The organism is Rhizobium leguminosarum, assembly GCF_019798305.1.
Taxonomy (GTDB): Bacteria; Pseudomonadota; Alphaproteobacteria; order Rhizobiales; family Rhizobiaceae; genus Rhizobium; species Rhizobium leguminosarum_U.
Genome location: NZ_JAAXDD010000003.1, coordinates 416512 through 442614, shown reverse-complemented (window position 1 = coordinate 442614; position 26103 = coordinate 416512). Strand labels below are relative to the sequence as shown.

24 protein-coding genes, 3 pseudogenes and 1 riboswitch are annotated in these 26103 nt (G+C 62.6%); of the genes and pseudogenes, 16 read left to right on the top strand and 11 right to left on the bottom strand.

What is annotated here, in order from left to right:
- A pseudogene (locus HFO99_RS08005) lies at nucleotides 1-176 on the top strand (ISNCY family transposase); the annotation flags it as partial.
- Nucleotides 177-182: 6 nt separating this feature from the next.
- On the opposite strand, the pseudogene HFO99_RS08000 reads toward HFO99_RS08005, so the two are convergent.
- A pseudogene (locus tag HFO99_RS08000) lies at nucleotides 183-919 on the bottom strand (hypothetical protein).
- A gap of 310 nt (nucleotides 920-1229) precedes the next feature.
- On the opposite strand from HFO99_RS08000, the pseudogene HFO99_RS07995 reads away from it, so the two are divergent.
- Nucleotides 1230-1541, top strand: a pseudogene (locus HFO99_RS07995) (helix-turn-helix domain-containing protein); the annotation flags it as partial.
- On the opposite strand, the gene HFO99_RS07990 reads toward HFO99_RS07995, so the two are convergent.
- A complete protein-coding gene (locus HFO99_RS07990; protein WP_222336580.1) occupies nucleotides 1537-2415 on the bottom strand; it encodes an alpha/beta fold hydrolase in 879 nt (292 codons plus the stop codon). The pseudogene HFO99_RS07995 and the gene HFO99_RS07990 sit on opposite strands and share 5 nt — an antisense overlap.
- Before the next feature lie 213 nt (nucleotides 2416-2628).
- Between HFO99_RS07990 and HFO99_RS07985 the strand changes: the two genes are divergently transcribed.
- Entirely contained in the window at nucleotides 2629-3183 is a 555-nt protein-coding gene (locus tag HFO99_RS07985; protein WP_222360411.1) for a methyltransferase family protein, read from the top strand.
- A gap of 76 nt (nucleotides 3184-3259) precedes the next feature.
- Here the strand turns inward: HFO99_RS07985 and HFO99_RS07980 are convergent, their stop codons facing one another.
- The 3 genes from HFO99_RS07980 to HFO99_RS07970 all read right to left on the bottom strand — a co-directional run bounded on the left by HFO99_RS07980 (nucleotide 3260) and on the right by HFO99_RS07970 (nucleotide 5387).
- Entirely contained in the window at nucleotides 3260-3781 is a 522-nt protein-coding gene (locus tag HFO99_RS07980) for a GNAT family N-acetyltransferase (RefSeq protein WP_222360409.1), read from the bottom strand.
- A gap of 18 nt (nucleotides 3782-3799) precedes the next feature.
- Nucleotides 3800-4618: a bifunctional allantoicase/(S)-ureidoglycine aminohydrolase gene (locus HFO99_RS07975; protein ID WP_222360407.1), complete on the bottom strand. Its 819-nt coding sequence runs from the start codon at nucleotides 4616-4618 to the stop codon at nucleotides 3800-3802.
- Nucleotides 4619-4733: 115 nt separating this feature from the next.
- Nucleotides 4734-5387 (bottom strand): glutathione S-transferase, encoded by a 654-nt coding sequence (locus HFO99_RS07970; RefSeq protein WP_222360426.1) that lies wholly within the window; start codon nucleotides 5385-5387, stop codon nucleotides 4734-4736.
- 123 nt (nucleotides 5388-5510) lie between these two features.
- On the opposite strand from HFO99_RS07970, the gene HFO99_RS07965 reads away from it, so the two are divergent.
- On the top strand, nucleotides 5511-6725 hold the full coding sequence (locus tag HFO99_RS07965; protein ID WP_222360428.1) for a polyhydroxyalkanoate depolymerase: 1215 nt from the start codon (nucleotides 5511-5513) through the stop codon (nucleotides 6723-6725).
- 30 nt (nucleotides 6726-6755) lie between these two features.
- Here HFO99_RS07965 and HFO99_RS07960 read toward each other — a convergent pair whose 3' ends face one another.
- The 6 genes from HFO99_RS07960 to HFO99_RS07935 all read right to left on the bottom strand — a co-directional run bounded on the left by HFO99_RS07960 (nucleotide 6756) and on the right by HFO99_RS07935 (nucleotide 13869).
- Entirely contained in the window at nucleotides 6756-8591 is a 1836-nt protein-coding gene (locus tag HFO99_RS07960; protein WP_222360405.1) for an ABC transporter ATP-binding protein, read from the bottom strand.
- Between the two features lie 32 nt (nucleotides 8592-8623).
- Complete coding sequence (locus tag HFO99_RS07955) at nucleotides 8624-9820, bottom strand: aminotransferase class V-fold PLP-dependent enzyme (RefSeq protein WP_012763229.1); 1197 nt, start codon at nucleotides 9818-9820, stop codon at nucleotides 8624-8626.
- A 68-nt stretch (nucleotides 9821-9888) separates the two neighbouring features.
- The gene (locus tag HFO99_RS07950; protein ID WP_017996429.1) at nucleotides 9889-10401 is read right to left on the bottom strand and encodes a RidA family protein; all 513 of its coding nucleotides are present in this window, start codon (nucleotides 10399-10401) and stop codon (nucleotides 9889-9891) included.
- 50 nt (nucleotides 10402-10451) lie between these two features.
- Nucleotides 10452-11321, bottom strand: coding sequence for an ABC transporter permease (locus HFO99_RS07945; protein WP_222360403.1), 870 nt, complete (start codon nucleotides 11319-11321; stop codon nucleotides 10452-10454).
- Nucleotides 11321-12262, bottom strand: a complete 942-nt coding sequence (locus HFO99_RS07940; protein ID WP_003547937.1) for an ABC transporter permease — start codon at nucleotides 12260-12262, stop codon at nucleotides 11321-11323. Before HFO99_RS07940 ends, HFO99_RS07945 begins: the two co-directional genes overlap by 1 nt.
- Nucleotides 12263-12342: 80 nt before the next feature.
- The gene (locus tag HFO99_RS07935) at nucleotides 12343-13869 is read right to left on the bottom strand and encodes an ABC transporter substrate-binding protein (RefSeq protein ID WP_222360401.1); all 1527 of its coding nucleotides are present in this window, start codon (nucleotides 13867-13869) and stop codon (nucleotides 12343-12345) included.
- A gap of 225 nt (nucleotides 13870-14094) precedes the next feature.
- Between HFO99_RS07935 and HFO99_RS07930 the strand changes: the two genes are divergently transcribed.
- The 12 genes from HFO99_RS07930 (at nucleotide 14095) to HFO99_RS07875 (ending at nucleotide 26103) form a co-directional block, all read left to right on the top strand.
- On the top strand, nucleotides 14095-14679 hold the full coding sequence (locus HFO99_RS07930) for a DUF1349 domain-containing protein (protein WP_222360399.1): 585 nt from the start codon (nucleotides 14095-14097) through the stop codon (nucleotides 14677-14679).
- Between the two features lie 226 nt (nucleotides 14680-14905).
- Complete coding sequence (locus tag HFO99_RS07925; RefSeq protein ID WP_222360397.1) at nucleotides 14906-16039, top strand: transporter substrate-binding protein; 1134 nt, start codon at nucleotides 14906-14908, stop codon at nucleotides 16037-16039.
- On the top strand, nucleotides 16036-16617 hold the full coding sequence (locus tag HFO99_RS07920; protein ID WP_222360395.1) for an ANTAR domain-containing response regulator: 582 nt from the start codon (nucleotides 16036-16038) through the stop codon (nucleotides 16615-16617). The genes HFO99_RS07925 and HFO99_RS07920 overlap by 4 nt, the downstream gene beginning before the upstream one ends.
- Nucleotides 16617-17465, top strand: coding sequence for an ABC transporter permease (locus HFO99_RS07915; RefSeq protein ID WP_222360393.1), 849 nt, complete (start codon nucleotides 16617-16619; stop codon nucleotides 17463-17465). The genes HFO99_RS07920 and HFO99_RS07915 overlap by 1 nt, the downstream gene beginning before the upstream one ends.
- Nucleotides 17465-18385, top strand: coding sequence for an ABC transporter permease (locus HFO99_RS07910; protein WP_222360391.1), 921 nt, complete (start codon nucleotides 17465-17467; stop codon nucleotides 18383-18385). The genes HFO99_RS07915 and HFO99_RS07910 overlap by 1 nt, the downstream gene beginning before the upstream one ends.
- A gap of 25 nt (nucleotides 18386-18410) precedes the next feature.
- Complete coding sequence (locus HFO99_RS07905; RefSeq protein WP_222360390.1) at nucleotides 18411-20030, top strand: ABC transporter substrate-binding protein; 1620 nt, start codon at nucleotides 18411-18413, stop codon at nucleotides 20028-20030.
- Nucleotides 20031-20097: 67 nt separating this feature from the next.
- Nucleotides 20098-21042, top strand: coding sequence for an acetamidase/formamidase family protein (locus tag HFO99_RS07900; RefSeq protein ID WP_222360388.1), 945 nt, complete (start codon nucleotides 20098-20100; stop codon nucleotides 21040-21042).
- Nucleotides 21039-22727: an ABC transporter ATP-binding protein gene (locus HFO99_RS07895; protein ID WP_222360386.1), complete on the top strand. Its 1689-nt coding sequence runs from the start codon at nucleotides 21039-21041 to the stop codon at nucleotides 22725-22727. Before HFO99_RS07900 ends, HFO99_RS07895 begins: the two co-directional genes overlap by 4 nt.
- Before the next feature lie 145 nt (nucleotides 22728-22872).
- Nucleotides 22873-22969: riboswitch (TPP riboswitch) on the top strand.
- A gap of 50 nt (nucleotides 22970-23019) precedes the next feature.
- A complete protein-coding gene (gene thiM / locus HFO99_RS07890; protein ID WP_222360384.1) occupies nucleotides 23020-23823 on the top strand; it encodes a hydroxyethylthiazole kinase in 804 nt (267 codons plus the stop codon).
- On the top strand, nucleotides 23820-24455 hold the full coding sequence (thiE, locus tag HFO99_RS07885; RefSeq protein ID WP_222360382.1) for a thiamine phosphate synthase: 636 nt from the start codon (nucleotides 23820-23822) through the stop codon (nucleotides 24453-24455). Before thiM ends, thiE begins: the two co-directional genes overlap by 4 nt.
- Nucleotides 24452-25261 carry a bifunctional hydroxymethylpyrimidine kinase/phosphomethylpyrimidine kinase gene (gene thiD, locus HFO99_RS07880; RefSeq protein ID WP_222360380.1) on the top strand — a complete coding sequence of 270 codons (810 nt, stop codon included), beginning with the start codon at nucleotides 24452-24454 and terminating at the stop codon, nucleotides 25259-25261. Before thiE ends, thiD begins: the two co-directional genes overlap by 4 nt.
- A 161-nt stretch (nucleotides 25262-25422) precedes the next feature.
- On the top strand, nucleotides 25423-26103 hold the full coding sequence (locus HFO99_RS07875) for a spermidine synthase (RefSeq protein ID WP_222360378.1): 681 nt from the start codon (nucleotides 25423-25425) through the stop codon (nucleotides 26101-26103).

Below are 26103 nucleotides of genomic sequence, written 5' to 3'. Positions count from 1 at the left end.
AGAGCGGCCCTCGCCGCACTGGCCAGACGGATCATATGTTCGGTATTCCCGATGGCAGCCAGGGCAATGGTTATCAGAAGCGTGGCCGCAAGCCTGGCCGGCGGACGGACTTCATGAATGATCCGGAAGTGATTGCCAAAAGGCAGAAGGCGTTGGTGAGGCAGCCAGCGGAATGAAGTTCGTCAATGCACGCCGATGTCGCTTTGGGTATCCAATTCCAATTGCAGGCAGGCGGCCCAAAGTGGCGTCTTGTGGAAGGATCCGTCCTGGAGAAGAGTGAGCCCCTCGCGTGCCTCATAGAGCAAGCCGAGCCAGCATAAGCGTCGAAAGACGCCGTACTGGAGATCGGATTTCAACTCCCAGGCTTCCAGGGTTATTTCGGTGTCCGACAGAGGCGCCAGGTCTGGATAGAGGATCTTCACAACGTCCATTGGTGTGCAACCTTCTCTGGCCGTGATATTGAGAAGATTGAGGAACAGGCGCCACCAGCGTAACCGCGCCCGCACCTCCTCTTCACGATCGGTTTCGTGGACATACGAGTAGAGATAATCCGTGGCGATCAGATCGAAGAAGGCTTGCGGTTTTGCCAAAAACTCCCGGCCTCGTCTGGTTGGCAGCAGCACATCCTTTTTCCGGCGAAGAAGCTTCAGGTTGCGGGTCATGTCGCGCACGACCCAAAGCGGCGGCATGTCGCTTTCATTGAGCACCTTGTTCATGCTGTAGAGGTCCTCGGCTGTGAACCCTGGCCAGAGGAAGTGCACAGCGGCCCAATGCACGAACTTGCGGTTCATGGCGCCGGTCGCCGTCAATCTTATGCCACCTTCACCGTCAGCAAGGCAACCGAAAGGATCATCCCGCGAAGAAGTGGTGACAGCGCGGCGACGTCGATGTCACCCTGCAGCTTGATCTCCGGAAGCATCGTGCGGCTTTGATCCCCATCCTGCGCCATGCAGGCGCCAGAGAGTATCGAGCGGCAAAAGAACAATTGCCAGTGAGAAAGCTAAAGCCGAAGGGGAATGTTATCATCCGCCCCCGCTCCTCCCTAGCAACCCGGCCCAGCCGGTCGGATCGGGGGCTGATCCGAGGAACAAGTGTCGCGTTTCTAATTGGCTGGAACCGTCGCGGCTCTAACCAGCTTTGATACTACAGTAGTTGCAAAGTTGAAGTGTCCTGTTTCTGCAAAGTTGGAATGTCACTCTCCCCGGGTTTGATGACGGTGGAGATTGCCGATGGGACTGACGGCGATGAGCGAGCGCGACCTGCAACGGATCGAGATTCTATCGAAGGTGATCGCCGGCCGGATGACGCTGGTGTCGGCGGCGCATGTGCTTGATCTGAGTACGCGCCAAGTGCGACGGCTGTTGGATCGGATCAGCACTGGGGGTGCGGCGTCGATCCGGCACAAGGCGATCGGCCGGCCGTCGAACAACCGGATCAGCGACGGTGTTCAGGATTATGCGGTGACGCTGGTTCATGAACGCTATGCGGACCTCAGGCCGACATTGGCGGCCGAGAAGCTTGCCGAGCGTATCGCTTTTAGAACACTGATCTGTTCGAAAGAAAGTGATGATTTTTCAGATCGATATTGGCTTCATGAGCGGCGACTGTGTTCAGGAACCGGTCGAGCATCGAGTTAAAGCTCTCCGGCTTTTCCCAGAAGGGTGCGTGACCAGCACCTTCCATTACATGCGCTTTGCCTTCGAAGAGCAACGGGATCTTCAGGCCCGAAAAATAGCTGAGTTTGACAAAGGGATCATGAAATCCATTCACAAAAGCAATGGGTATATCAGCCTGTTCGACGGTGCGGCGCTGATCCACCCCCTGCCCCCGCAACATTGCGTGAGAAAAAACGCTCCTTAGTCTCCCGTCTGCGCGCTCTATAGCATCGCGAAAGGAGAGGTTGCTCGTGTCTCCAAAGCAAAGAGACTGAAACCGCTCCACGTCACGCGATGTAAAGTTCTGTTTTGATGCCAGAAGAATATCAAATGACGGATGGAATCCCCGCAGCATTCCGAGGAGGCCACTGGGGACCGGTGGCGTGCCGCACAACATCAGGCCCGAAATGCCGTTGCCGCTGCCCGCCATCTCAATCGCGACGTGACCGCCAAGCGACCATCCCAGCACGGCAAAGCGATGAAGCCCCAGGCGGGCTGCCACCTCTCCTATGCAGTCGGCAAGACCGGTGACGGTGTAAGTTGACTGCGGATCTCGAGCGTCGCTCGATTCGCCATGTCCCGGAAGATCGAGCGCAATCAGACGCCAATTCCGGGACAAATGGCTGTGTAGTTGCCGTGAAAAGACCGTCCGTGAGCTGCCGGAACCGTGTATCATAACCAGTGGTGCAGCGCCATCAATGGTGTCACTGATGCACACAGCGCCGTGGCTGGTGTCGATTGTACAGTGAAATACGTCCATAAGCTGCGACCCCTCAAGCGCAGCCAAAGTCTTGCACGAAAATATCTACGGCAGGTGCATGATTATCGTAAACCAGATCTAAACCAGGTCGTGCAACCACGACACGTTTCAGTGCGGTTGCGTATCATACATCAATCATTTGCCTAGGCGTTGTATACGGGTTAGGTCTGTCGCAGCAGCAATTGTAACCAGCCTTTCAAGGTGGGCATCGAGATGCAATTTCTTCTGGACTTCATTATTTCGATCACCAGCCTGACTATCGTCGGGTTCTGGGCGTGGTCGTTGCGAGGCCACTTCAACTCACCGAAGATGGAAGCCGGAGCAAAGCTGATCACCGTCGGCGTCATCGCGACGACGGCGTTTTTCCTGTACCTGATTTGGTCCGAGACGCAGATGCTATGGGTACAGGTAGCAGGACTGGGATTTGAAATCGGCGCGGCGAGCTTGTTCTGGTGGGCGGTGTCGGCGTCGCGAGAGGCCAGGCTGCGCTTTGTGTTCGACCCCGATCACCCAGATAGTCTTGTCACCGACGGTCCCTATCGCTACCTGCGGCACCCTTTTTACACGTCCTACCTGCTCTTCTGGTCGGGGTGGGCGCTGGCATCTTGGTCGATATCGTCGATCGTGCCGGTCCTATTTTTTACGGTTGTCTACGTGATTGCAGCCCGCAATGAGGAGAGGAAGTTCTCCCTATCACCGCTGGCATCCGAATACGAAGCCTATCGGCGCAAGACGGGCTTGCTGACACCGTGGTTCGATTGGCGGTAAACATTCACCATCGCGCCGGGCCGAAGGCCCTCGGAAACGATCTGCGCCTTCTCATCACTTCATGAAAGCCCTCTTTCTAGCTGACCTTCTCGTAGAGCACGTGATAGCGCAATGGATGCCCCTCGGCCAAATTGGGGTGATTGAACTCCCCGATCCGGCTCATCCCCAGTCGCGTCATCAAACCCCAGGAATTGCTGTTTGCGGGCACTGTGAAGCTGACGATGCGATCAAGCTTCAGCTCGTTGAATGCAAAGTCGAGAGACCGTTCCGCGGCCTCGCGCGCATATCCGGCGCCGTGCCGAGAGGCTGAAAGCCGCCAACCGATTTCGACTGCCGGAGCAAATGGCAAAGCAGGTGAAACCTTGGCGAGGCCGCACATGCCGATCAACTGGCGGCTTGCCTTCTCCTCCAGCGCCCAAAACCCCCAGCCATGATCCTCGAAGTGCCGGTCGATACGGTCGAGCATCGCATCCGACTGTTCGTCGGTCAGAGGATTGAGATATCTGACAACGTCGGGTTCGGCATTGATCGCAGCGAAGGGCTTGCGATCTTGTTGCTGCCAGGGTCTCAAAATCAGGCGCTCAGTTTCGAGCTGCATCATCCCTCACCATCGCTCCTACCAGAGCGTCATATGACGGTTGACGTCCTTGTAGAGCAGGTAGCGGAAACGGCCGGGGCCGCCGGCGTAACATGCCTGCGGGCAGAAGGAGCGCAGCCACATGAAGTCTCCGGCCTCGACCTCGACCCAATCCTGGTTCAGCCGATAGACGGCCTTGCCCTCCAGCACATAGAGACCATGCTCCATGACATGGGTTTCCATGAAGGGGATCACGGCACCCGGCTCCAAAGTCACAATATTCACGTGCATGTCGTAGCGGACATCGGCCGGATCGATGAACCGGGTCGTCCCCCAGCGTCCATCGGTGTCGGGCATTGCCGAGATGGCGTGTTCATCCTCATGGGTTACGATCGCCGGCGGCGGCTCCAGCCCCTCGACCTCCTGAAAGGCCTTTCGAATCCAGTGGAATTTCGCCGCCGTCGAACCGCCGTTGTTCAGGCGCCAGACCGAACCCGCCGGAATATAGGCGAACGAACCGGAGCGCAGCGCATGACTGACGCCATCGAGCTCCACTGTCATCTCGCCTTCGACGACGAACAGAACCGCTTCGGCCCGCTTGTCGGGCTCCGGCCGATCGCTTCCGCCGCCGGGCTCAACCTCCATCACATATTGCGAGAAGGTCTCGGAGAAACCGGAGAGCGGCCGGGAGAGAACCCATGCCCGTGTCCCCGTCCAATGCGGAAGGACGCTGGTGACGATGTCGGTCATGACGCTGCGCGGGATGATCGCATAGGCCGTGGTGAAGACGGCCTTGCTGGAAAGCAGCTCGGTTTGCGGCGGCAATCCGCCGAGTTTGGAATAATAATCTCTGTTCATCGGTCCAGGCTTCGCGGCATGTGGCACTGCATCTGCTTTATGCGCCGCTCATCGTCCAGGCAACTCTTAATTCGGCCCGTGAAAATCGATGGGGAGCCGCCCGGCCGGGTTTCCGTCAGAACTCGACTTCCAGTTCGACGATCTCGTCCGGCTCGACCATCGCTCCTTCGGTCCACTCGCCCATCAGCGGCCAGGACAGCACCGTTTCGACATAGGCTTCGAGCTGCGGTTCGAGCTCCACCGCATAGGTGCGGAAGCGGGTGCAGACCGGCGCATACATCGCATCGGCCACGGTCGGCGCGGTCCCGAAAAGCCACGGCCCGCCGCTTGCCTCGAGGCATTCGGCCCAGATCGCCTTGACGCGCTCGACATCGGGCCGCGCGCCCGAGAATATCTTGAAGCTCGCATGCCGCGCCTTGAGGTTCATCGGCAATGCCGAACGCAGGTTATGGAAACCCGAATGCATCTCGCCCGAGACCGACCGGCAGCGGGCGCGCGCCGCCCGCTCGGCGGGCCAGAGCCCGGCAGTGGGCGTCACTTCGTGGAGATATTCGGCGATCGCCAGCGTGTCCCAGACCGTCACGTCGTCATGCGTCAGCCTCGGCACCAGGACCGACGGTGAAAGCAGAAGCAGTTCCTGGCGCGCCTCGTCATCCAGCTCCACGAGAACTTCGGCGAAGTCTAGCCCCGCCATCCGGCATAGCAGCCAGCCGCGCAGAGACCATGAGGAGTAGTTCTTCGAGGAAATCGTCAGTGCAGCTTGCGACATCGGGCTCGTATCCTTGTCGGACAATGTTGCTTCTTCCTCGATAATCTTCTCGCATGGCAGGACATATTCCACTAGCATTTTTTGCACCGCCGCATCGATGCGGCAGTGCGGGAGACTTCGGCCATGCTCTACCAGGCCTATCAGTTCCAGGATGATCTCATCGCGCCGCTGCGCGATCTGGCGCGGCGCTTGCAAACCTTCTCCGCGACAGCGCTCTGGGGATCCGGCAGCGAAATGGGACGGCACTTCGCCGCCGCGCTGGAGATGATCTCACGCTTCGAGATCACCCACCAACGTCCGGATTTCGCCATAGACTCGGTCATGATCGGCAATCGCGTGGTGCCCGTCACCGTCGAGACCGTACTCGACATGCCCTTCGGCACGCTGCTGCGCTTTGCAACGGACACCGATGCAAAGCGGCCGCGGGTGCTGGTCGTCGCCCCGCTGTCCGGCCATTTCGCGACGCTCCTACGCGGCACGGTGCAGACCCTGCTGCGCGATCACGACGTCTACATCACCGACTGGGCGAACGCCCGCGACGTGCCGCTGTCGGCCGGACGCTTCGGCATGGACGATTACGTCGATTATATCATGCATTTCCTGGAGGAAATCGGCCCCGGCGCTCATATCCTCGCCGTCTGCCAGCCCTGCGTACAGGCGCTGGCCGCCGTTGCCGTGATGTCGGAAGAGCGGCATCCCGCCACCCCACGGACCATGACGCTGATGGCCGGGCCGATCGACCCGCGCGAGAGCCCGACGAAGGTCAACGAACTTGCCGTATCAAAGTCGCTCGCCTGGTTCGAGAACTCGCTGATCGCGGGCGTTCCCTGGCGTTATCGGGGCGCCGGGCGGCGGGTCTATCCCGGCTTCCTCCAGCTCGTCGCCTTCATGTCGATGAACATGCAGCGCCACCAGGACGCCCATCGCAGGCTCTACGACCATCTGGCGAAGGGCGAGACGGCCGAGGCCGGCAAGATCAAGAAGTTCTATGACGAATATTTCGCCGTGCTCGACCTCACCGAAGAATTCTACATCGAAACCATCGAACGCGTCTTCCAGAAGGCGGAACTCGCGACCGGCGACTTGACCCATCATGGCCGCAAGGTCGACCCGGGCCAGATCCGCAACACGGCGCTTTTGACCGTCGAGGGCGGCCGCGACGACATCTGCGCGCTCGGCCAGACGTCGGCCGCGCACGATCTCTGTCGTTCGTTGCGCCCTCATCTGAAGCGCCATCATCTTCAGGCCAATGTCGGACATTACGGGGTCTTCAGCGGCCGCCGCTGGGAGGGGGAAATCTACCCCGTCGTGCGCAACATGATCCTGGCGATGGAGTAGCGCCGTCAGATCCGAAACGCGATGGCAAGTCTACCGGTCGGCCATCACCAGGTGGCCCGGCCCGACTTCGCGATAGGACGTGCCTGCAGGCTGATAGTCGACCGGGCGCATCGGGCTCTTGATCTCGTCATTCGCCACCATCCGCTTCTCATGGCGGCGGTCAGGATCCGGCACGGGCACCGCCGCAATGAGTTTCTTCGTGTAGGGGTGCTGCGGATTTTCGAAGACCGCGGATCGCGGGCCGATCTCGACGATCTCGCCGAGATACATCACCGCCACACGGTGGCTGACGCGTTCGACCACCGCCATATCGTGCGAGATAAACAGGAAGGCAAGGTTGAGGCTCTGCTGCAGGTCGAGCATCAGGTTGATGACCTGTGCCTTGATCGAGACGTCGAGCGCCGAGACGCTTTCATCGGCGACGATGACCTTCGGCTGCAAGGCAAGCGCGCGGGCAATGCAGATGCGCTGGCGCTGGCCGCCGGAAAACTCATGCGGATAACGCGCGGCCATCTCCGGTAACAGGCCGACCTTCACCAAAAGATCGGCGACGACGTCTTTCGCCTGCTTCGTACTGCCCATCCTGTGTTCGAGATAGGGTTCGGCGATCGCGGCACCGACGGTCATGCGCGGATTGAGGCTGGCAAAGGGATCCTGGAAGATCATCTGTACGGATTTGCGCATCTCGCGCAGATCCTTCCTGTCGAGGCCGAGCACCTCCCTGCCCTCGACGAGAACGGAACCGGCCTGCGGCTCGATCAGGCGCATGATGGCGCGGCCGGTCGTCGACTTGCCGCAGCCGGATTCGCCGACGAGCGACAGCGTCTCGCCGGCATGAAGATCGAAGGAGACGTTTTCGACCGCATGCACCCTGCTGGTCAGCCGGCCGAACAGGCCGGAATGAATGTCGAAACGCTTGGTGAGGTTCTTCACCTGTAGGACAGGCGTCGCTGCCACCGTATCGGTGACCTCGGCGGGAATATCCGATTCACCCGTTGCGGTATTGACCACGGGAAAGCGCAGCGGCCTTTGCCTGCCATGCATCGAGCCGAGCACCGGCACGGCTGATAGTAGCGCTCTCGTATAGGGGTGTTTGCCGCGGTGGAAGATATCGGCGGTGGCGCCGCTTTCGACCTGTTCGCCGCGATACATCACCACCGTCCGGTCGGCGATCTCGGCGACGACGCCCATGTCGTGGGTGATGAAGAGAACGGAGGTCCCCTCCTCATCCTGCAGCATCTTGATCAGGTCGAGAATCTGGCCCTGGATGGTGACGTCGAGCGCCGTCGTCGGCTCGTCGGCGATCAGCAGTTTCGGCCGGCTGGCGAGCGCCATGGCGATCATCACCCGCTGGCGCATGCCGCCGGAAAAACGGTGCGGATATTCGCCGAAGCGCGAGGCGGCCGAGGGGATGCGGACCTTTTCCAAGAGCCGGATCGTCTCCGCCTTCGCATCGGTTTTGCTCATGTCGGAATGGCAGAGCAGCGCTTCGGAAATCTGGTCGCCGATGGTGAAGAGCGGATTGAGCGATGTCATCGGCTCCTGGAAGATCATCGCCACCTCGTTGCCGCGCACCTGCCGCATGGCATTTTCCGGCAAGGCCAGAAGGTCGCGTCCGCCGAGCATGACGCGGCCCTCGACACGGCTCGTATCCGCCTGCAGCAGCCGCATGATCGAGAGCGAGGTGACGCTCTTGCCCGAGCCGGATTCGCCGACAATCGCCACCGTCTCCGCTGGCGCCACCGTGAAAGACACATCGCGCACGACCGGTTTCCAGACACCGTCCACCAGGAAGGATGTCGTCAGACCTTCGACGGAAAGAACGTCGGTCGTCGCCTGGATCGGTTGGGTTTGGGCACTGGCCATGGTGGTTCCTCTTGCGACAGGTAAGCGGCGGATCAATCCGGCCAGCGCAGCGCACCGTCGAAGCGGTGCCTGCTACGGTTCTCGATGGGCGTTGCGATGATCTCATTGGACGCGCGCGCCTTGTCGAGCTCCTGCGCCAGGCGCTCCGCGACGACCGTCTCCTCGCCCGGGTGCAGGTTGCAGGGGTCGAGATAAAAATAGCGGTGCTCCACCTCATGATCGCGCACGATGATCGGCGGGCTGCCCTTGGCAAGCGCATCGGCCAGATCCCAGGCGGTGATATGGGCTTGCTCGGGATCGACGATCAGGCGCAGCCGCTCGAGCGGATTGTGGGTCGGATCGGGCTCGATCAGCGCGGTAAGGCCAGGGCGGCCGTCGAGCGTGCGCTTCCACAAGTTGAGATAGCCGGTCTCGCGTTCCCGGATGCCGGCATGGTCACGATTTTCCCAGGCTTCGAGTGCCGCCATGACGCCGAAGATGCTCTCCTTGCCGACCTTCATGCCGCGGCCGATGCCCATGTTCTGCAGGAAGGCATGACGCACCAGCTCCTTGCTGCCGGCAACGATGCCCGAAGTCGGACCGCCGAGGAATTTGTGGCCGGAGTAAAGGGCGATATCGGCCCCCTGCTCCAGGAAAATCCTGAGATCATATTCCGAGGCGGCGTCGACGATGACGGGCACGCCCTTGGCATGGGCAATCTCGACGAATTCCTTGAGGTTCAAAAGGCCGTAATCGACGACATGGTGGGAGACGACATAGACGGCAGCCGCGGTCTTGTCGGTGATGGCGTTTTCCATGTGGAAGCGATGCGTCGAGGTCGCCTGCCCGACAAGCACGACCTTGCCGCCGGCAAGCCGGATCGCCTGGTCGACCGGGGCGCCGTAGCTGACCACATGCCCCATCTGCACCAGCACTTCGTTCTTCTCCGGCACGACATCCGGCAACCTCTCGATCGCCAGCAGATTGTTGCCGGTGATGGCGCCGGCAACAGCCAGCGAAATGCCGGCCGAGCAGGAGGCGGTGACGAAGCCCGCCTCGCCGCCGGTCAGCCGGGCGATGACGCCGCTTGCCTTGCGCTGCAGGTCGTTGATCTCGACGAAGTGCGGCAGGATCGATGCCATCGCGCTGATCGCTTCGGGAACGACGATCGAGGCGCCGAGGCTGGTCATCGTGCCCGATACATTGATGACAGGGCGAAGTCCGAGCGACGGGCGGATATCAGTGGACATGGAGATCTCCAGGATTCTGGGTCGAAAAACGAAACATGGGGCGGTCGATCAACTGTGTCGAGCTCCCGTCAGCCGTGCAAGGCGACGATCGCCTCGATCTCGACGGTGATGTTACCGGGCAGCGAGCCGAAGCCGACGGCCGAGCGGGCATGTTCGCCGGCCGGCCCGAAGACTTCAATCAGCAGATCCGAGCAGCCGTTAATGACGCTCGGATGATCCTCGAACTCAGGCACGGCATTGACCATGCCGAGCAATTTCACCACCCGCTTGACCCGGGCGAGATCGCCAAGCGCATCCTGCATGACGGCAAGCAGGTTGATGCCCGTCAGCCGCGCATGGCCGTAGGCCTCGTCGATACTGACTCCACCGCCGACCTTGCCGGCATGCATGAAACCGTCGGCCTCACGCGGTCCCTGGCCGGAGAGATAGAGCATATTGCCTTCGATTACGTGCGTGACGAAATTAGCGATCGGCGGCGGCGGCGGCGGCAGCGCAATGCCGAGGGCGGCAAGCCGTTCGTAAGGCGAGTTCTCGACCTTACCGGCGGCGGTGGGAAACTGATTCACGCAAACTCCTGTCATGCAATTTTCGATTTGGCGAATTTCGATTGGGCCGACGCTTGGTCGGCGGATTAAAGATCCTTGCGCAGTCTTGGATCGAGCATGTCCCTAAGGCCATCGCCGACCATCTGCAGCGACAGCACGGAGAGGATGATGGCGACACCCGGAAACAGCGTCATCCAGTCGGCCTGGCCGATATACTGCCGACCGGCGGCGATCATCGTTCCCCAGGTCGGGATCTCAGGGCTGACGCCGAGGCCGAGGAAAGACAGGCCGGCTTCGGCAAGCATGGCACTGGCGAAAAGGAACGTCGCCTGCACCAGGATCGGCGACAGCAGATTGCGCAGCACATGCCGCGTCATGATATGGAAGGTCGAAATGCCAAGCGCCCTCGCCGCCTCGACATAGGGCAGCTCGCGAATGACCAGCGTCGAAGCGCGCACGATGCGGGCAAGCCGCGGCGCATAGACGATCGACAGCGCGATGATGACTGTCGTCAACGACGGGCCGAGGACAGCAACGAGCGCGATCGCCAGCAGAATATCCGGAAACGCCATCATCGCGTCGATCAGCCGGGCGATCGGCGTGTCGAGCTTCTGGAAGAAGCCGGCAAGCAGGCCGAGCGTCACGCCGATCACTGCCGACAAGGTCACAACCGCAACACCGACGAGCAGCGACAGGCGGCCGGCGAAGATCGTACGCGAAAAGACGTCGCGGCCGAACTCGTCGGTGCCGAAGAAGAACATGCCGCTCGGCGGCTTCAGCCGGTTGACGATGGAAAGCTTCGACGGCGAATAGGGCGCGACAACAGGTGCAAAGACCGCCAGAAGCACGAAGATCGTCAGGATCAGCAGGCCGCAGGCGACCGTCTTGCGCTTCAGCAGGCGCCTGGCGAATTTGCTGCCCTCGCCTTCGACTGGCTTGATTGCGATATCGGCCATCAGTAGCGCACCCTCGGATCGATCAGCAGATAGAGCATGTCGATCGCAAAATTGATCAGCACATAGAGGGCGGCGATGACGAGCAGCGCCCCCTGGATGACGGGATAGTCGCGGCGCAGAACCGCGGAGACGACGAGATTGCCGACACCAGGCAGGCCGAAGACGGTCTCGGTGACGACGGCGCCCGAAATCAGCACCGCTGCCGTCAGGCCGATCACCGTCAGGATCGGGATCAGCGCATTCTTCAGCGCGTGCTTGAGGATCACCCTTCGCTCGATCAATCCCTTGGCGCGGGCGGTACGGATATAATCGTCGCCGAGCACATCGAGCATCGACGCGCGGGTGAAACGCAGGATCAGCGCCGAGGAGACGATGCCGAGCGCAAAGGCAGGCAGCGTCAGGTGATACATGCGCTCGAAGAAGGTCGAGCCCGGACCGCCATAACCCGAGACCGGGAAGAGATTGAGCCTGACGGCGAAGAACTGCATCAGGATCAGGCCGAGCCAAAAGCTCGGAATGCTGGCGGCGAACATCGCGAGCGTCGTTGCCGCCTGATCGATGAAGGAGCCGCGCCGATAAGCGGCATAAATGCCGATCGGCAGGGCGATGATGCTGGCGATTGCGAGCGAAAACAAAGTCAGGAAGAAGGTCGGCTCGGCCCGGTCGAGCAAGGCCGAGGTGACCGGCATGTTGAGGAAGATCGACTGGCCGAGATCACCTCTCAGCATCTGGCCGATGTAATAGACATATTGCAGGCCGAGAGACTGATCGAGGCCGAGGCGAGCCCTGAGGTCGGCAATATCCTGCGGCGTCGCATCCGGCCCGAGCATGACGGCGGCCGGATCTCCCGGCGTCACGCGCACGATGACGAAGACGATCGTGACGACGAGAAACATCACGACGATCATGCCGAACAGGCGCTGGAGGATGTAGCGTATCATGAATGCCTGGCAAACCCTTGCAGATGCGACAAAAAAGAAGATCGATACCGGCCACGGCGGGCCGGTATCGGTGGCGATGCTTACTTCTTGATCGAAGCATTCCAGAAATACGGCCACGGAGCCGGATCGACGCCTTCGAGCTTGGTCGATTCCGCCGAAACGGCGTTGAAGTCGCCGATCTTCATGAAGGGTGCGTCGGCATAGATCGCCTTCTGGACATCGGCCCAGAGCGCCACGCGCTTCTTCGGATCGACTTCCGAGGTGAAGGCATCGACGGCGGCCTTGCGGGCCGGAGTATCCCACCAGCCCGGCGAGCTGGTCGAAAGCGAGCCGATAAGAGCAGGCTCCGGCAGGAAGGGGCTATGGGTGATGTAGATATCCCAAAGCTTCGGATCGGTGCGGCGCTGCGTCAGCGTTGCCCAGTCCACAACCTGCATATCGACGGTGAAGCCGGCAAGCTTCAGATATTCGGCGGCGACCTGCGCCATCTTATAGTGGAACTCATACTGGCGGCTGGTCAGGATACGGATCGGTTCGCCGTTGTAACCGGCCTTCTTGGCGGCGGCGGCAGCCCCTTCCGGATCGGCGGCGTTATAGGCGCCCTCGACGCCGGCATCCGTCGACCAGGCAAAGGTCTTTGGATAGATGGCGCCGTCGAGCGCGTAGAAATCCGTGCTGCCGAAAGCCGCGGCCAGCATGTCTTCCATGCTGAGCGCCTGGCGGATCGCCTTGCGGACCTCGACATTCCCAGCAATACCTTCCTTCGTATTGAAGACGAAGACGGGATAACCGAAGGGCTTCAGGATGATCGGCTGCGAGGCGGTGGAGGCCTTCAGCTTGTCGTAGGATTCGACCGGGATCGAGTCGACGTAGTCGTACTGGCCGGAAACGGCGGCCTCGACGCGGGTGTTCGGATCCGGCACCGGCACGAAGCGGATCTCATCGAGATACTGGTGGCGGGCGCCGCCATAGCCATCGCTGTCGCCTTCACGTGACTTGTAGCCATCGAAGCGGACAAGCTGGATATACTGGTCGGCCTTGCGCTCCTTCAGCATGTAGGGACCGGTGCCGATGAAGTCCTTCATCGGCTCGTCCTGCTTCTCGGATGGGATGATGATGGCGGCCGAATTGTTGAAGGCGAGCAGCGAGGTCAGCGGCGCATAGGGCTGCTTCAGCGTGATCGTGACGGTTGCCGGATCGACGGCGGTGACCTTATCGATGAAGCCGGCCACCTGCTTGCCGCGCGAAGCGATCTTCATCCAGCGGCCAAGCGAGGCGACGACATCTTCCGAGGTCATGTCGGTATTGTCGTGGAACTTGATGCCGGTCCTGAGCTTGATCGTATAGGTTTTGCCGTCGGCGCTGATCTCTGGCAGGCTTTCGGCGAGAAGCGGCGTAACGTTCCAGCTCCTGTCGAAGGTGTAGAGCGTTTCGAAAATGTGCTGCGTGACGATGCCGACCAGATCGGCCGTCGACGACATCGGATCGAGGGTCGGCGGCTCGCCGATCGTCGCGACGTTGATGACGCCGCCTTTTTCCTGGGCAAGAAGTGTCGAAGGCAGGGCGACGAGCGCAGTGCCGAGAAGGAATGCGACCAGTTTTTTCATGTGAGGTCTCCCGTTTAGTTCCACAATTATGTAACTCATCTTTTTGTAACAGAATATGAGATGGATCGATCCTGTCAAGCACGAGCGACGGATTATGCCGGGGCGGATACCCGGACGCCGGAAAAATACACAATCTTCGGCTGCACCCACCTGCACCACGGCCGCGCATTGTGCCATGGTGAGGCGATCGCCCTGAGTCAGGCTTCAAGGGAACGGGAGAACAGGATGAGCATTGATTTCAACGACGGAAAATGGCTGAACGAGCCGGCACAGTGGCTGGCGAACGACGCCGGCCTCACCCTGACGACCGACGAGAAAACCGATTTCTGGCGGGAGACCCATTACGGCTTCACCCGCAACAGCGGCCATTTCCTCGGCTTTCCCACCGATGACGGTTTCACCGCGCAAATTCGCATCCAAGGCGAATTCCGAACGCTCTACGATCAAGCCGGACTGATGGTGCGCATTGATGAGAAACGCTGGGTGAAAACAGGCGTCGAATTCACGGACGGCGAGCCCTTCCTCAGCACCGTCGTCACCGACGGCAAGTCCGACTGGTCCGTCGCCCAGCCCTTCAGGGAATTGGAGGATTTCTACATCCGCGTCACCGTCGCCAACGGCGCGATGCGCATCCAGGCCTCGCGCGACGGCAGTTTCTGGCCGCTGCTGCGGCTAGCGCCCTTCCCGGCTGCAGCGCACTACGAGGTCGGACCCACGGCCTGCACGCCGGAGCGTAGCGGACTAACGGTCCGCTTTTGCGAATTCTCGATTGGGCCGGCGACTGCCAAGGATCTGCATGACTTGAGCTAGAAGAGCGTCCTTTCGCGGCTCTAACGAAAGAACAAGATCAAATGACTGCGAGTGCAGCGCAGCACACTTGACAAAGACAAGCTGCCTGTATTTTACTCAAGCCTGCGGATTAGGCAAAATGCCGGCCGCATTGACATGACTCCGATAGTCTCTGGGCAGTTTCGCCCCATGACGCCTCATCGCTCGATGGGACCAGCGTCGTGGGGTTTTTTGATGTGGTCACTTCATGAACGACGCGCTGAAAATCGGCATCCTCTTTTCGACCACCGGGCCCTACGGCTCGATGGGCCGCGACGCGCGCGACGGCGCCGATTTTGCGATGGCCGAATATGCCGGCGTCGAAGGGCTGGCGATCGAGCCCGTCTTCTTCGATCCGCATGCCGATCTTGCCGCCTATCTCGATGGCGCCCGCCATCTTCTGCGCGCCGGCTGCCGCCATATCGTCGGCACGATCACGTCCGCGGCACGCAAGGAAGTCATCCCGCTCGTCGAGAAACATGACGGCCTGCTCTGGTATATGTGCCCCTATGAAGGTTTCGAGGCCAATGAGAACGTCATCTATGTCGGCGGCTGCCCGAACCAGCATCTGCTGCCGCTTTTTGAGCACCTGATCCCGCGGTACGGGGCAAGGCCCTATCTCGTCGGCGCCAACTACGTCTGGGGCTGGGAGATGAACCGGCTCGCCCGCGAACTCATTACCAATGCCGGCGGCGAGGTGCTGGGCGAACGCTATCTTCCGCTCGAGGAAACCGCCGTCGAACGCATCGTCGCCGAGATCGCGCAACGCCGCCCGAGCTTCATCCTCAACAATCTGATCGGCCCCTCGAGCTACGCCTTCCTGGAGGCGATCAAGGCCCTCGGTGATCGCGACCCGGCCTTTCGCGCGGAAAACTGCCCGGTGGTCAGCTGCGACCTGATGGAATGCGAACTCGAAGATATCGCCGCCGGCGCTGCCGCCGGCCAGCTTTGCGCCGCTTCCTATTTCGACAGTATCGCGACCCCCGAAAATGCCGCCTTCAAGGCCCGCGTCACAGAGCGTCACGGCGCCGAGCGGCGTGTCTCCAGCGTCTTTGCCAGCGCCTATACCGCCGTCCGGCTCTGCGTCGGCGCGATCGTCGCTGCCGGCGGTGACGAGCCCGACGCCGTCCGGCGTGAGCTCCACAATCGATTCTGGCCGACCCTGTTCGGCGCGCTGGCGATCGACCGCGAGACCAATCATGCCGCCCTGCCCTTCCATCTCGGTCGGATCAACGCCGACAACGGCTTCGATGTCGTCGCTTCGCGGCCGCCGCTCGCCGCCGACCCCTATCTGACCGGCCGCAACCGACAGGCCTTTCCGCGGTTAAGGGTGGTGTCATGAGAGAGACACCCAATTTCACCGGCTGGCAGGCGATGGTCCTGCATCGCGAGGACGGCAACACCGAAAAGCTGATCCGCCAGCTTCGCCTGCTCGGCATCCATGCAACGCTGCAATGGGCGCCGCTTTCGGCTGCGGCACTGCCCGATCTCGTCATCGTCGATGCCGACCAGGGCTGGGACGATCTGCTGCCCTGGAAGGGCGAAACGCCTGCTTGCCCCGTCGTCGCCTTGCTTGGTTCGGAAGCGCCCGGCCGCATCGCCTGGGCGCTCGGACAGGGCGCCGGCGCGATCATCGCCAAGCCGATCGCCACATCGGCCGTCTATCCGGCGCTTGTCATGGCCGTCTCCATTCATCAGGAGCGCAAGGCGACTGCGGAAAAGCTGCAATATCTCGAAGAGCGCGTCCGGCTGCGGCCGCTTGTTCACGCCGCCGTCGAAAAGCTTCAGGCCGCACACGGCATCGACGAGGAGAGCGCTTACGCAATCCTGCGCAATTCTGCCATGCGCCGCCGCCTGCCGATGGAGCAGATATCAGCCTTCATCCTGGCGGGTGCCGAACCCCTGCCGGAGGCCGGCTGATGCATGTGCTGAAACAGATGATCCGCCAGCCGACGGCGCTCTTCGGCCTGATCGTCGTCACCCTCGTCATCGGGCTCGCAATTGCTGCGCCGTGGATCGCGCCGTTCAGCCCCGACGAGCAGATGTTTGACGGCCTCTCGCTCGAAGGCGCGCCGCTGCCGCCGGGTGGTCCCTATCTGCTGGGCACCGACACGCTCGGCCGCGACCTCTTCTCGCGCCTGCTCTTTGGCGCCCGCACCTCGCTGATCATCGGCCTTGTCGCCAATGGCATCGCGGTGGCGATCGGCCTCTTCGTCGGCATCGTCGCCGGTTATCTCCGCGGACTGCCGGGCAACATCCTGATGCGCTTCACCGATCTGATGATGGCCTTTCCGGCGCTGCTGCTCGCCATCGTGCTTGCCGCAATGCTGAAGCCGAGCCTCTGGATCGTCGCCATGGTGATCGCGCTGGTCAACTGGGTGCAGGTCGCCCGCATCGTCTATACCGAGACTCGCGGCCTGGTGGAGCGCGATTTCATCATGGCGGAGCGCTCGCTCGGCGCCGGCCACATGCGTGTGCTCTTCATGCATATCCTGCCGCACCTCATGCCGACGGCAATCGTCTGGGGCACGCTCGGCATCGCCACGACGGTGCTGCTCGAGGCCACACTCTCCTTTCTCGGCGTCGGCGTCCAGCCACCGCAGCCCTCCTGGGGCAACATCATCTTCGAGAGCCAAAGCTATTTCCAGGCCGCCCCCTGGCTGGTCTTCATTCCGGGCGCGATCATCCTTCTGACGGCGCTTTCCTTCAATCTGGTGGGCGACGCGCTACGCGACATTCTCGACCCGACCCAGCGCGGGAGGGGCTGATGGCGTCACTCATTCTCCGCAGGCTGGCGCAGGCGGCCCTCATCCTGCTCGGCGTCGCGGCAATCACCTTCGTGCTGCTCTATGCTCTTCCGGCCGACCCGGCCCGCATGATCGCCGGCCGCAGCGCCACCGCCCAGACGGTCGCCAACATCCGCCATGAACTCGGCCTCGACCAGTCGCTGCTGGTCCAGTTCGGCACCTATCTCGGCAATCTGCTGCACGGGAATCTCGGCCGCTCCTATGCGCAGAAAACCGATGTCTGGACGCTGATCGCTGCCCGCCTGCCGGCAACATTGACGCTGATGCTTGCCGGCATCGTCGTGGAGGTGGTGCTCGGCCTGACGCTCGGCACCATCGCCGCCGTGCGCCGCGGCGGCTTCGTCGACCGGCTGGTGATGATGGCCTCCTTTGTCGGCACCTCGGCGCCGCAGTTCCTTGTTGCCCTGCTGCTGCTCTACCTGCTGGCGGCAACGCTCGGCTGGTTTCCGATGAGCGGTTACGGCAGCTTCTCGCATCTCGTCCTGCCGGCCGTAACACTCGGCATCTGCGGCGCCGGCTGGTACGCCCGCATGGTGCGCTCGTCGATGATCGACGTGCTGAACCAGGATTATGTCCGCACGGCGCGCGCCAAGGGTCTTTCCTCGAAGCGAGTCATCCTGCGCCACGCGCTGCCCAATGCCGTGCTGCCGATCATCGCCATGATCGGCATCGATATCGGCCAGTTCATGGGCGGCGTGGTGGTCGTCGAAGCGGTCTATGGCTGGCCCGGCATCGGCCAGCTCGCCTGGCAGGCGATCCAGCAGATCGACATCCCGATCATCATGGGCGTCACGCTGACCTCGGCGCTTGCCATCATCATCGGCAACCTGCTTGCCGACCTCATCGCGCCGGTCATCGATCCGCGCATCCGCACACGCTGACAGCAACCAAAGAAGGGGAACCAAGATGTTCAAACGCTGGCTGCAACAGACGATCATGGCAACGATGGTGGCGCTCGCGCCATTGTCCGTCATGGCTGAGGAAACGCCCAAGCAGGGTGGCGATGTCGTCGTCACCTACAAGGACGACATCACCACGCTCGACCCGGCGATCGGCTACGACTGGGTCAACTGGTCGATGATCAAGAGCCTTTATTCCCGCCTGATGGACTATGCCCCCGGCACGCCGAACCCGGTTCCCTCGCTTGCCGAGAGCTTCACCGTTTCGCCCGACGGCTTGATCTATACCTTCAAGCTGCACAAGGGCGTGAAGTTCTCGAACGGCCGCGAGGTCGTCGCCTCCGACGTGAAATATTCGATCGAACGCGCCGTCGACCCGAAGACGCAAGGTCCCGGCGCCGGCTTCTTCGGCGCCATCAAGGGCTTCGAGGATGAAACCGGCGGCAAGACGACGACGCTCTCCGGCATCGAGACGCCGGATGACAGCACCGTCATCTTCAACCTCTCGCGTCCCGACGCCACCTTCCTGCACGTGCTTGCGATCAACTTCGCCTCGGTCGTGCCGAAGGAAGCCGTCGAGGCGGCCGCCGGCGACTTCGGCAAGAAGCCCGTCGGCTCCGGCACCTTCATCCTGAAGGATTGGACGATCGGCCAGCAGCTCGTTTTCGAGCGCAACAAGGATTATTTCGTCAAGGGCGTTCCCTATATCGACAGCTTCAAGGTCGAGGTCGGCCAGGAGCCGCTTGTGGCGCTCTTGCGCCTGCAGAAGGGTGAGGTCGACATTGCCGGCGACGGCATTCCGCCGGCGAAATTCCTCGAAATCAAGAACTCGGCCGACGGCGCACAGATGATCGTCGACGGCGAACAGCTGCACACCGGCTACATCACGCTGAACACCAAGGTGAAGCCCTTCGACAACGTCAAGGTTCGCCAGGCGCTGAACATGGCAATCAACAAGGACCGCATCACCCGCATCCTGAACGGCCGCGCAACGCCTGCCAACCAGCCGCTGCCTCCGCTGATGCCGGGCTACGACAAGGCCTTCACCGGCTATGCCTATGACGTGGCGAAAGCCAAGGCGCTGCTTGCCGAAGCCGGTTATCCAGATGGCTTCGAGACCGTGCTCTACTCCACCAACACCGACCCGCAGCCGCGTATCGCCCAGGCGATCCAGCAGGATCTGGCCGCTGTCGGCGTCAAGGCCGAAGTCCGGGCGCTGGCCCAGGCAAACGTCATCTCGGCCGGCGGCACGGACGGCGAAGCGCCGATGATCTGGTCGGGCGGCATGGCCTGGATCGCCGACTTCCCGGACCCGTCCAACTTCTACGGCCCGATCCTCGGTTGCTCCGGCGCGGTTCCGGGCGGCTGGAACTGGTCATGGTACTGCAACGCCGATCTCGACAAGCGCGCCGTTGCCGCCGACTCCATGTCCGATCCGGCAAAGGCAGCCGAGCGCACCGCCGCCTGGGGCAAGATCTTTACCGACATCATGGCCGATGCGCCGTGGATCCCTGTCATCAACGAACGCCGCGTCGTCGCCAAGTCGCTGCGCATGGGCGGTGCCGACAACATCTACATCGATCCGACCCGCGTCATCAATTACGACGCGATCTACGTGAAGCAATAAGCCCTGAAGAAACAAAGCCTTCCCGGTCCACGCCGGGAAGGCATCATAAAATCGAGGGAGACATGACATGTGCATCGCCTGCACCCACACCATTCACCGCGCCCAGCATAATTTCGGCTGGAACAAGGATTTCGCCCCCGCCGTCGTCGCCAAGCCTGGCGAGACGATCCACTTCGAATGCATGGATTCATCAGGTGGCCAGCTCGGAAGCGACGCGACGCTGGAAACGCTGAGCGCGCTCGATTTCGGCAAGATCAACCCGGTCTCCGGCCCGGTCTATATCGAAGGCGCGAAACCCGGCGATGCGCTGAAGGTGACGCTGCGGAAATTCATTCCCTCGGGTGTCGGCTGGACGGCCAATATTCCAGGCTTCGGCCTGCTTGCCGATCAGTTCAAGGACCCGGCGCTGCATGTCTGGTCTTATGACGCCAATAGCATGGTGCCCGCTCTTTACGGTCCGGGCGGCCGCGTGCCGCTGAAGCCTTTTGCCGGCACGATCGGCGTCGCACCCGCCGAGCCCGGCACCCACTCCGTCGTTCCCCCACGTCGCGTCGGCGGCAATATGGACATCCGCGACCTGACGGCCGGCGTGACGCTCTATCTGCCCGTCGAGGTCGACGGCGCGCTGTTTTCGATCGGTGATACCCATGCCGCCCAGGGCGATGGTGAAGTCTGCGGCACGGCGATCGAAAGCCAGATGAACGTCGAAGCGACGATCGAGCTCGTCAAGGACGCCAAGCTGCAGACGCCGCGCTTCACTACGACCGAACCGGTGACCCGCCATCTCGACGGCGCCGGCTACGAGGTCACGACAGGCATCGGCCCTGACCTGATGACCGGCGCGCGCGAAAGCGTCATGCGGATGATCGATCTTCTCGGCGCCGAACATGGCATGAGCCCCGTCGATGCCTATCTGCTTTGCTCGGTCTGCGGCGATCTGCGCATCAGCGAGATCGTCGACCAGCCGAACTGGGTGGTTTCCTTCTACTTCCCGAGGATCGTGTTCGCGTGAACGAAGCCATGCCCGCCGCAGCACCGGTGCTCAGCCTTCGCAATCTGAGCGTCGATGCCCGCACACCCGAAGGCCGCAAGCCGGTGCTCCAGGATGTCAGCTTCGAACTTGCAAGCGGCGAAACGCTCTGCATCGCCGGCGAATCCGGCTCCGGCAAGTCGGTCACGTCGCTGTCGATCATGGGGGTCTTGCCGAAGGCCTCGCTGCGGGTCGCTTCCGGCAGCGTGCTGCTTGGCGAGCGCGACCTGCTCACGCTTTCCGATCGCGCGATGCGCACAGTGCGCGGCGGCGATATCGCCATGGTGTTCCAGGAGCCGATGACCTCGCTCAACCCGGTCATGTCGGTCGGCAACCAGCTAACCGAGGCAATCCGAGCGCACCAGGGCAGCGACAATGCCGAGGCGGTGGCGCTGAAGATGCTCGATGCCGTGCAGATCACCGAGCCGGCCCGGCGGCTGAAGCAATATCCGCATGAGCTGTCCGGCGGCATGCGCCAGCGGGTGATGATCGCCATGGCGCTCTCCTGCCGGCCGAAGGTGCTGATCGCCGACGAGCCGACGACCGCCCTCGACGTCACCGTGCAGGCGCAGATCCTCAGGCTGATGCGCCAGTTGAAGCGCGAATTCGGCGCCTCGATCATCCTCATTACGCACGACATGGGCGTCGTCGCCGAAATGGCCGATCGCGTCGTCATCATGCAGAATGGCAGGATCGTCGAGCAGGGAACGGCACTCGCCGTCTTCCAGCGGCCGAAGGAGGCCTATACGCAGCAATTGCTGGCCGCCGTCCCGCGGCTCGGCGCGCTTGCAGGCACCGACCGTCCGCCGCGCATCACCCAGCGCGCCGTCGAGACGCTGCATCCGGACCGCACGCCGGTGCTCAACGTGCGCGACCTCACCGTCACCTATGGCAACGCCGCAAGCCGGTTTTTCAAGGGCAAGCCGCCAGTTGCAGCCGTCGATGGCGTTTCCTTCGATATCCTGCCGGGCGAAACGCTCGGCCTCGTCGGCGAAAGCGGCTCCGGCAAATCGACCACCGGCAAGGCCGTGCTCGGTCTCATTCCCTTCAAGGGCAATGTCCTGATCGACGGCCGCAATATCGCCGGGCTCAGCCAGCGCGAGATGCGACCCGTGCGCCGCTCGGCGCAGATGATCTTCCAGGATCCCTATGCCTCGCTCGACCCGCGCATGGCCGTTGGCAAGGCGATCGGCGAACCGATGCTCATCCACGGCATCGGCAACCACAGCGAACGGCAGGACCGCGTCGCCGAACTGCTGCGCCGGGTCGGCCTGACGCCTGATGCGGCGACGCGCTATCCGCACGAGTTTTCAGGCGGCCAGCGCCAGCGCATCTGCATCGCCCGGGCGCTGGCGCTGGAGCCCAAGCTGATCGTCGCCGACGAGAGCGTCGCAGCCCTTGACGTCTCGGTCCGCGCCCGAGTGCTCGACCTGCTACTCGAACTGCAGGAAACCATGGGGCTTGCCTATCTCTTCATCTCCCACGACATGGCGGTGGTCGAGCTCATGTCCCACAACGTCGCCGTCATGCGCGCCGGCCACATCATCGAAACCGGCACACGGCGGGATATCTTCGAGAACCCGAGGGATGGCTACACCCGCGCACTAATCGCCGCGGTTCCGATCCCCGATCCGGAGGCCTATCGCGGCAGGGAAGCGCATGCGTGACTGAAGGTTTTAGACTGACTAGAATGTGCGACGAGGAGCGCCTCGTCGGCTGACCGCGTTTCGTAATAGAGACGCGCCGCCGCGTCGGTCGCAGGATTGTCATTTTCAGGATGACATCGGGCCCGTTCTCTGCGAAAAAGAGCGCGATGAGAGACAGGGGCGTTCGTCGACAGACGGGCTGAGAAGCACCCTTCGAACCTGAACCGGATAATGCCGGCGGAGGGAGTCGCTCGGGGTCGCGGCATCGCCCGCACGAACCGCCCCGTGCCCGCCCCCGCCTGAAAGGGGCCACATGCAGACCATGACCACACCAGGAGCGATGCTGAAGGCGATGCGCGAGAAGCCACCGCTCGTTCAGTGCATCACCAATTACGTCGCCATGAATATCGCCGCGAATGTCCTGCTCGCCGCGGGCGCCTCGCCCGCCATGGTGCATGCCGCCGAAGAAGCCGGCGAATTCGCCGCGATCGCCAGTGCGCTGACCATCAATATCGGCACGTTGTCGACGCAGTGGATCGACGGCATGCAGGCGGCGGCGAAGGCGGCGACATCAGCCGGCAAGCCCTGGGTGCTCGATCCGGTCGCCCATTATGCGACGGCCTTCCGCCGCAATGCGGTCGCCGAACTGCTGGCCCTCAAGCCCACGATCATCCGCGGCAACGCCTCCGAGATCATCGCGCTTGCCGGCGGAGAGAGCCGCGGCCAGGGCGTCGACAGCCGCGACCCGGTCGAACAGGCGGAAGGTTCGGCGCGATGGCTGGCTGAGCGGCAGCAGGCAGTCGTCGCCGTCACCGGTGCCGTCGATTTCGTCACCGACGGCGAGCGTGCTGTGCGCATCGAAGGCGGATCGGCCTTGATGCCTCAGGTCACCGCACTCGGCTGCTCGCTCACCTGCCTCGTCGGCGCCTTTGCCGCGACGGCGCCAGAGGATATCTTCGACGCGACGGTCGCAGCACTTGCAACCTTCGCCATCGCCGGCGAAGAGGCCGCACTCGGCGCCGCCGGCCCCGGCTCCTTCTCCTGGCGCTTCCTCGATGCGCTGGCTGCGCTCGACGCCGAAACGCTAGACGCCCGGGCGAGGATATCGGCGGCATGAAGGCCTTCGACCTTTCGTTCTATCTCGTCCTCGACCCCGATCTCTGCGCCGGGATCGGCATGGTCGAAACGGCGCGCCTCGCCGTTGCCGGCGGCGCGACCATGGTGCAGCTGCGTGACAAACATGCCGGCACCATCAGGATGATCGAGACCGGCCGCGCCTTGAGACAGGCGCTGAATGGAACCGGCGCCCTCCTCATCGTCAACGATGACGTGGAGGCGGCCATCGCCATCGGCGCCGACGGCCTGCATATCGGCCAGGAGGACGTGGATGCGATGAGAGCACGGGCGATGATCGGCCCTGAGGTGATCCTTGGCCTTTCGGTCGAGAGCGAGGCGCTTGCCGGCGCGGTCGATCCTGGCTTGGTCGATTACACCGGCGTCGGTCCGGTGTTTGCGACGCCGACCAAGGCCGATCACAAGCAGCCGATCGGCTTTGACGGTCTTGCCAAGCTGGTGAAGGCCTCGCCGGTGCCGTCGGTGGCGATCGGCGGGCTCAAGGCGGATCATGTTGCCCAAGTGTTCGCCGCCGGCGCCAGGGGGCTTGCCGTCGTCTCCGCCATCTGCGGCACGCCCGACCCCGAAGCGGCCTCGCGCCGCATCGCTGCAGAAATTCGAAAGGTGCGCGCATGATCCGCAACGTTCTCTCGATCGCCGGCTCCGATCCCTCCGGCGGCGCCGGCATCCAGGCCGATCTCAAGGCCTTTTCCGCCCGCGGCGTTTACGGCATGGCGGTGCTGACCGCGCTGACGGCGCAGAACACGCAAGGAGTGAGCGGCGTGCATCTGGTGCCGCCGCAATTCGTCGCCGATCAGATCAATGCCGTCCTTGCCGATGTCCGCGTCGATGCCGTCAAGATCGGCATGATCGCCAATGCCGGGATCGCTGACGCCGTTGCCGGTGTGCTGACTAACCACCGCAACATGCCGATCGTCATCGACCCGGTCATGATCGCCAAGGGCGGAGCCGCCCTGCTGGCGCCTGAAGCGGTCGACGTGTTGACCCGCCGGCTTCTGCCGCTTGCCACGCTGCTGACCCCGAACCTGCCCGAAGCCGCCGCGCTGCTGCACCAGCCGGTGGCGACAAACCGGGCGGAGATGGCGGCGCAGGCAGAACGCCTGCTGGCGCTTGGCCCGGCCGCAGTGCTGGTCAAGGGCGGCCATCTCGATAGCGACGAGAGCCCTGACGTGCTTGCCACCGCCGCCGGCCTGCACTGGTTCGAAGCCAGGCGCGTGCCGACCAAGAACACCCATGGCACCGGCTGTACGCTCTCCAGCGCCCTGGCGGCCGAGCTCGCCAAGGGCGCCTCGGCGCAGGAGGCCGTCGCCATCGCCAAGGATTACCTCGCCGGCGCGGTCGCGGCTGCCGGACACCTCACCGTGGGCTCCGGTCACGGCCCGGTGCAGCATTTTCATGCACTCTGGAAAGACGGCGAATAGGCACTCGCTCAACCAACCATGCCGATCGAACGGCCCGCCGTTGGGCGAGCTTTACAAGAGCTGGGTGGACCTGTCGGTGCGGATGATCTGAAGCCGGCTTGCTGGCCTCATCCAGCGGCCCATGCTAGGGGACGGTCTCTTTCATATGAGGCGATACCGTCATGCTGCCCTGGATCCAGCTCGATTCCGCGACCATTCCCGGTGAAAACGGTGAACTGCGGCTGAAGCAGCGCGGCAGCGAATTTTCGATTATGCTCGGCGCCAACGAGCTGATGAACAGCCGCCTGAGCGGCTCGGAAGAAGCACTGGCGACCCTTTCCTGGGATCGGATCAAGTCGCACACCAAGCCAAGGATTTTGATCGGCGGGCTCGGCATGGGTTTTACCCTGCGCGCCGCTCTCGCCGTCCTTCCCGAAGATGCCGGCGTCACCGTCGCCGAACTGGTGCCGGCCGTCGTTGCCTGGGCCCGCGGGCCGATGGCCGCGGTCTTCAAGGGCTGTCTCGACGATCCGCGGGTAGGCATCCATCAGGGCGATGTCGGCGAGGCGATCCGTTCCAGTAACGGCGCCTATGACGCAATCCTGCTCGATGTCGACAACGGTCCTGATGGCCTGACCCGCAAATCCAACGACCGGCTCTACGAATTTGCTGGCCTTCGCGCCGCCAGCGACGCGCTGCGCCCCGGCGGCGTGCTCGCCGTCTGGTCGTCCGGTCCGGACCCCGATTTCACGCGGCGTCTCAAGGGCAGCGGTTTTGCCGTCGATGCGGTCAACACGCGCGCCAACGGCAAACGCGGTGGCGCCCGCCACGTCATCTGGCTGGCGGTGAAGGCGGTGAAATGA

Excerpts from the sequence above, each read along its gene's own strand:
- HFO99_RS07910 (WP_222360391.1), top strand. The coding sequence starts at position 17,465 with ATGGCGTCACTCATTCTCCGCAGGCTGGCGCAGGCGGCCCTCATCCTG.
- HFO99_RS07970 (WP_222360426.1), bottom strand. The coding sequence starts at position 5,387 with ATGTCGCAAGCTGCACTGACGATTTCCTCGAAGAACTACTCCTCATGG.
- HFO99_RS07990 (WP_222336580.1), bottom strand. The coding sequence starts at position 2,415 with ATGGACGTATTTCACTGTACAATCGACACCAGCCACGGCGCTGTGTGC.
- HFO99_RS07920 (WP_222360395.1), top strand. The coding sequence starts at position 16,036 with ATGAGAGAGACACCCAATTTCACCGGCTGGCAGGCGATGGTCCTGCAT.
- HFO99_RS07930 (WP_222360399.1), top strand. The coding sequence starts at position 14,095 with ATGAGCATTGATTTCAACGACGGAAAATGGCTGAACGAGCCGGCACAG.
- HFO99_RS07925 (WP_222360397.1), top strand. The coding sequence starts at position 14,906 with ATGAACGACGCGCTGAAAATCGGCATCCTCTTTTCGACCACCGGGCCC.
- HFO99_RS07935 (WP_222360401.1), bottom strand. The coding sequence starts at position 13,869 with ATGAAAAAACTGGTCGCATTCCTTCTCGGCACTGCGCTCGTCGCCCTG.
- thiD (WP_222360380.1), top strand. The coding sequence starts at position 24,452 with ATGATCCGCAACGTTCTCTCGATCGCCGGCTCCGATCCCTCCGGCGGC.
- thiE (WP_222360382.1), top strand. The coding sequence starts at position 23,820 with ATGAAGGCCTTCGACCTTTCGTTCTATCTCGTCCTCGACCCCGATCTC.
- HFO99_RS07900 (WP_222360388.1), top strand. The coding sequence starts at position 20,098 with ATGTGCATCGCCTGCACCCACACCATTCACCGCGCCCAGCATAATTTC.
- HFO99_RS07975 (WP_222360407.1), bottom strand. The coding sequence starts at position 4,618 with ATGAACAGAGATTATTATTCCAAACTCGGCGGATTGCCGCCGCAAACC.
- HFO99_RS07965 (WP_222360428.1), top strand. The coding sequence starts at position 5,511 with ATGCTCTACCAGGCCTATCAGTTCCAGGATGATCTCATCGCGCCGCTG.
- thiM (WP_222360384.1), top strand. The coding sequence starts at position 23,020 with ATGCAGACCATGACCACACCAGGAGCGATGCTGAAGGCGATGCGCGAG.
- HFO99_RS07955 (WP_012763229.1), bottom strand. The coding sequence starts at position 9,820 with ATGTCCACTGATATCCGCCCGTCGCTCGGACTTCGCCCTGTCATCAAT.
- HFO99_RS07985 (WP_222360411.1), top strand. The coding sequence starts at position 2,629 with ATGCAATTTCTTCTGGACTTCATTATTTCGATCACCAGCCTGACTATC.
- HFO99_RS07945 (WP_222360403.1), bottom strand. The coding sequence starts at position 11,321 with ATGGCCGATATCGCAATCAAGCCAGTCGAAGGCGAGGGCAGCAAATTC.
- HFO99_RS07915 (WP_222360393.1), top strand. The coding sequence starts at position 16,617 with ATGCATGTGCTGAAACAGATGATCCGCCAGCCGACGGCGCTCTTCGGC.
- HFO99_RS07940 (WP_003547937.1), bottom strand. The coding sequence starts at position 12,262 with ATGATACGCTACATCCTCCAGCGCCTGTTCGGCATGATCGTCGTGATG.
- HFO99_RS07905 (WP_222360390.1), top strand. The coding sequence starts at position 18,411 with ATGTTCAAACGCTGGCTGCAACAGACGATCATGGCAACGATGGTGGCG.
- HFO99_RS07950 (WP_017996429.1), bottom strand. The coding sequence starts at position 10,401 with ATGACAGGAGTTTGCGTGAATCAGTTTCCCACCGCCGCCGGTAAGGTC.
- HFO99_RS07960 (WP_222360405.1), bottom strand. The coding sequence starts at position 8,591 with ATGGCCAGTGCCCAAACCCAACCGATCCAGGCGACGACCGACGTTCTT.
- HFO99_RS07875 (WP_222360378.1), top strand. The coding sequence starts at position 25,423 with ATGCTGCCCTGGATCCAGCTCGATTCCGCGACCATTCCCGGTGAAAAC.
- HFO99_RS07980 (WP_222360409.1), bottom strand. The coding sequence starts at position 3,781 with ATGCAGCTCGAAACTGAGCGCCTGATTTTGAGACCCTGGCAGCAACAA.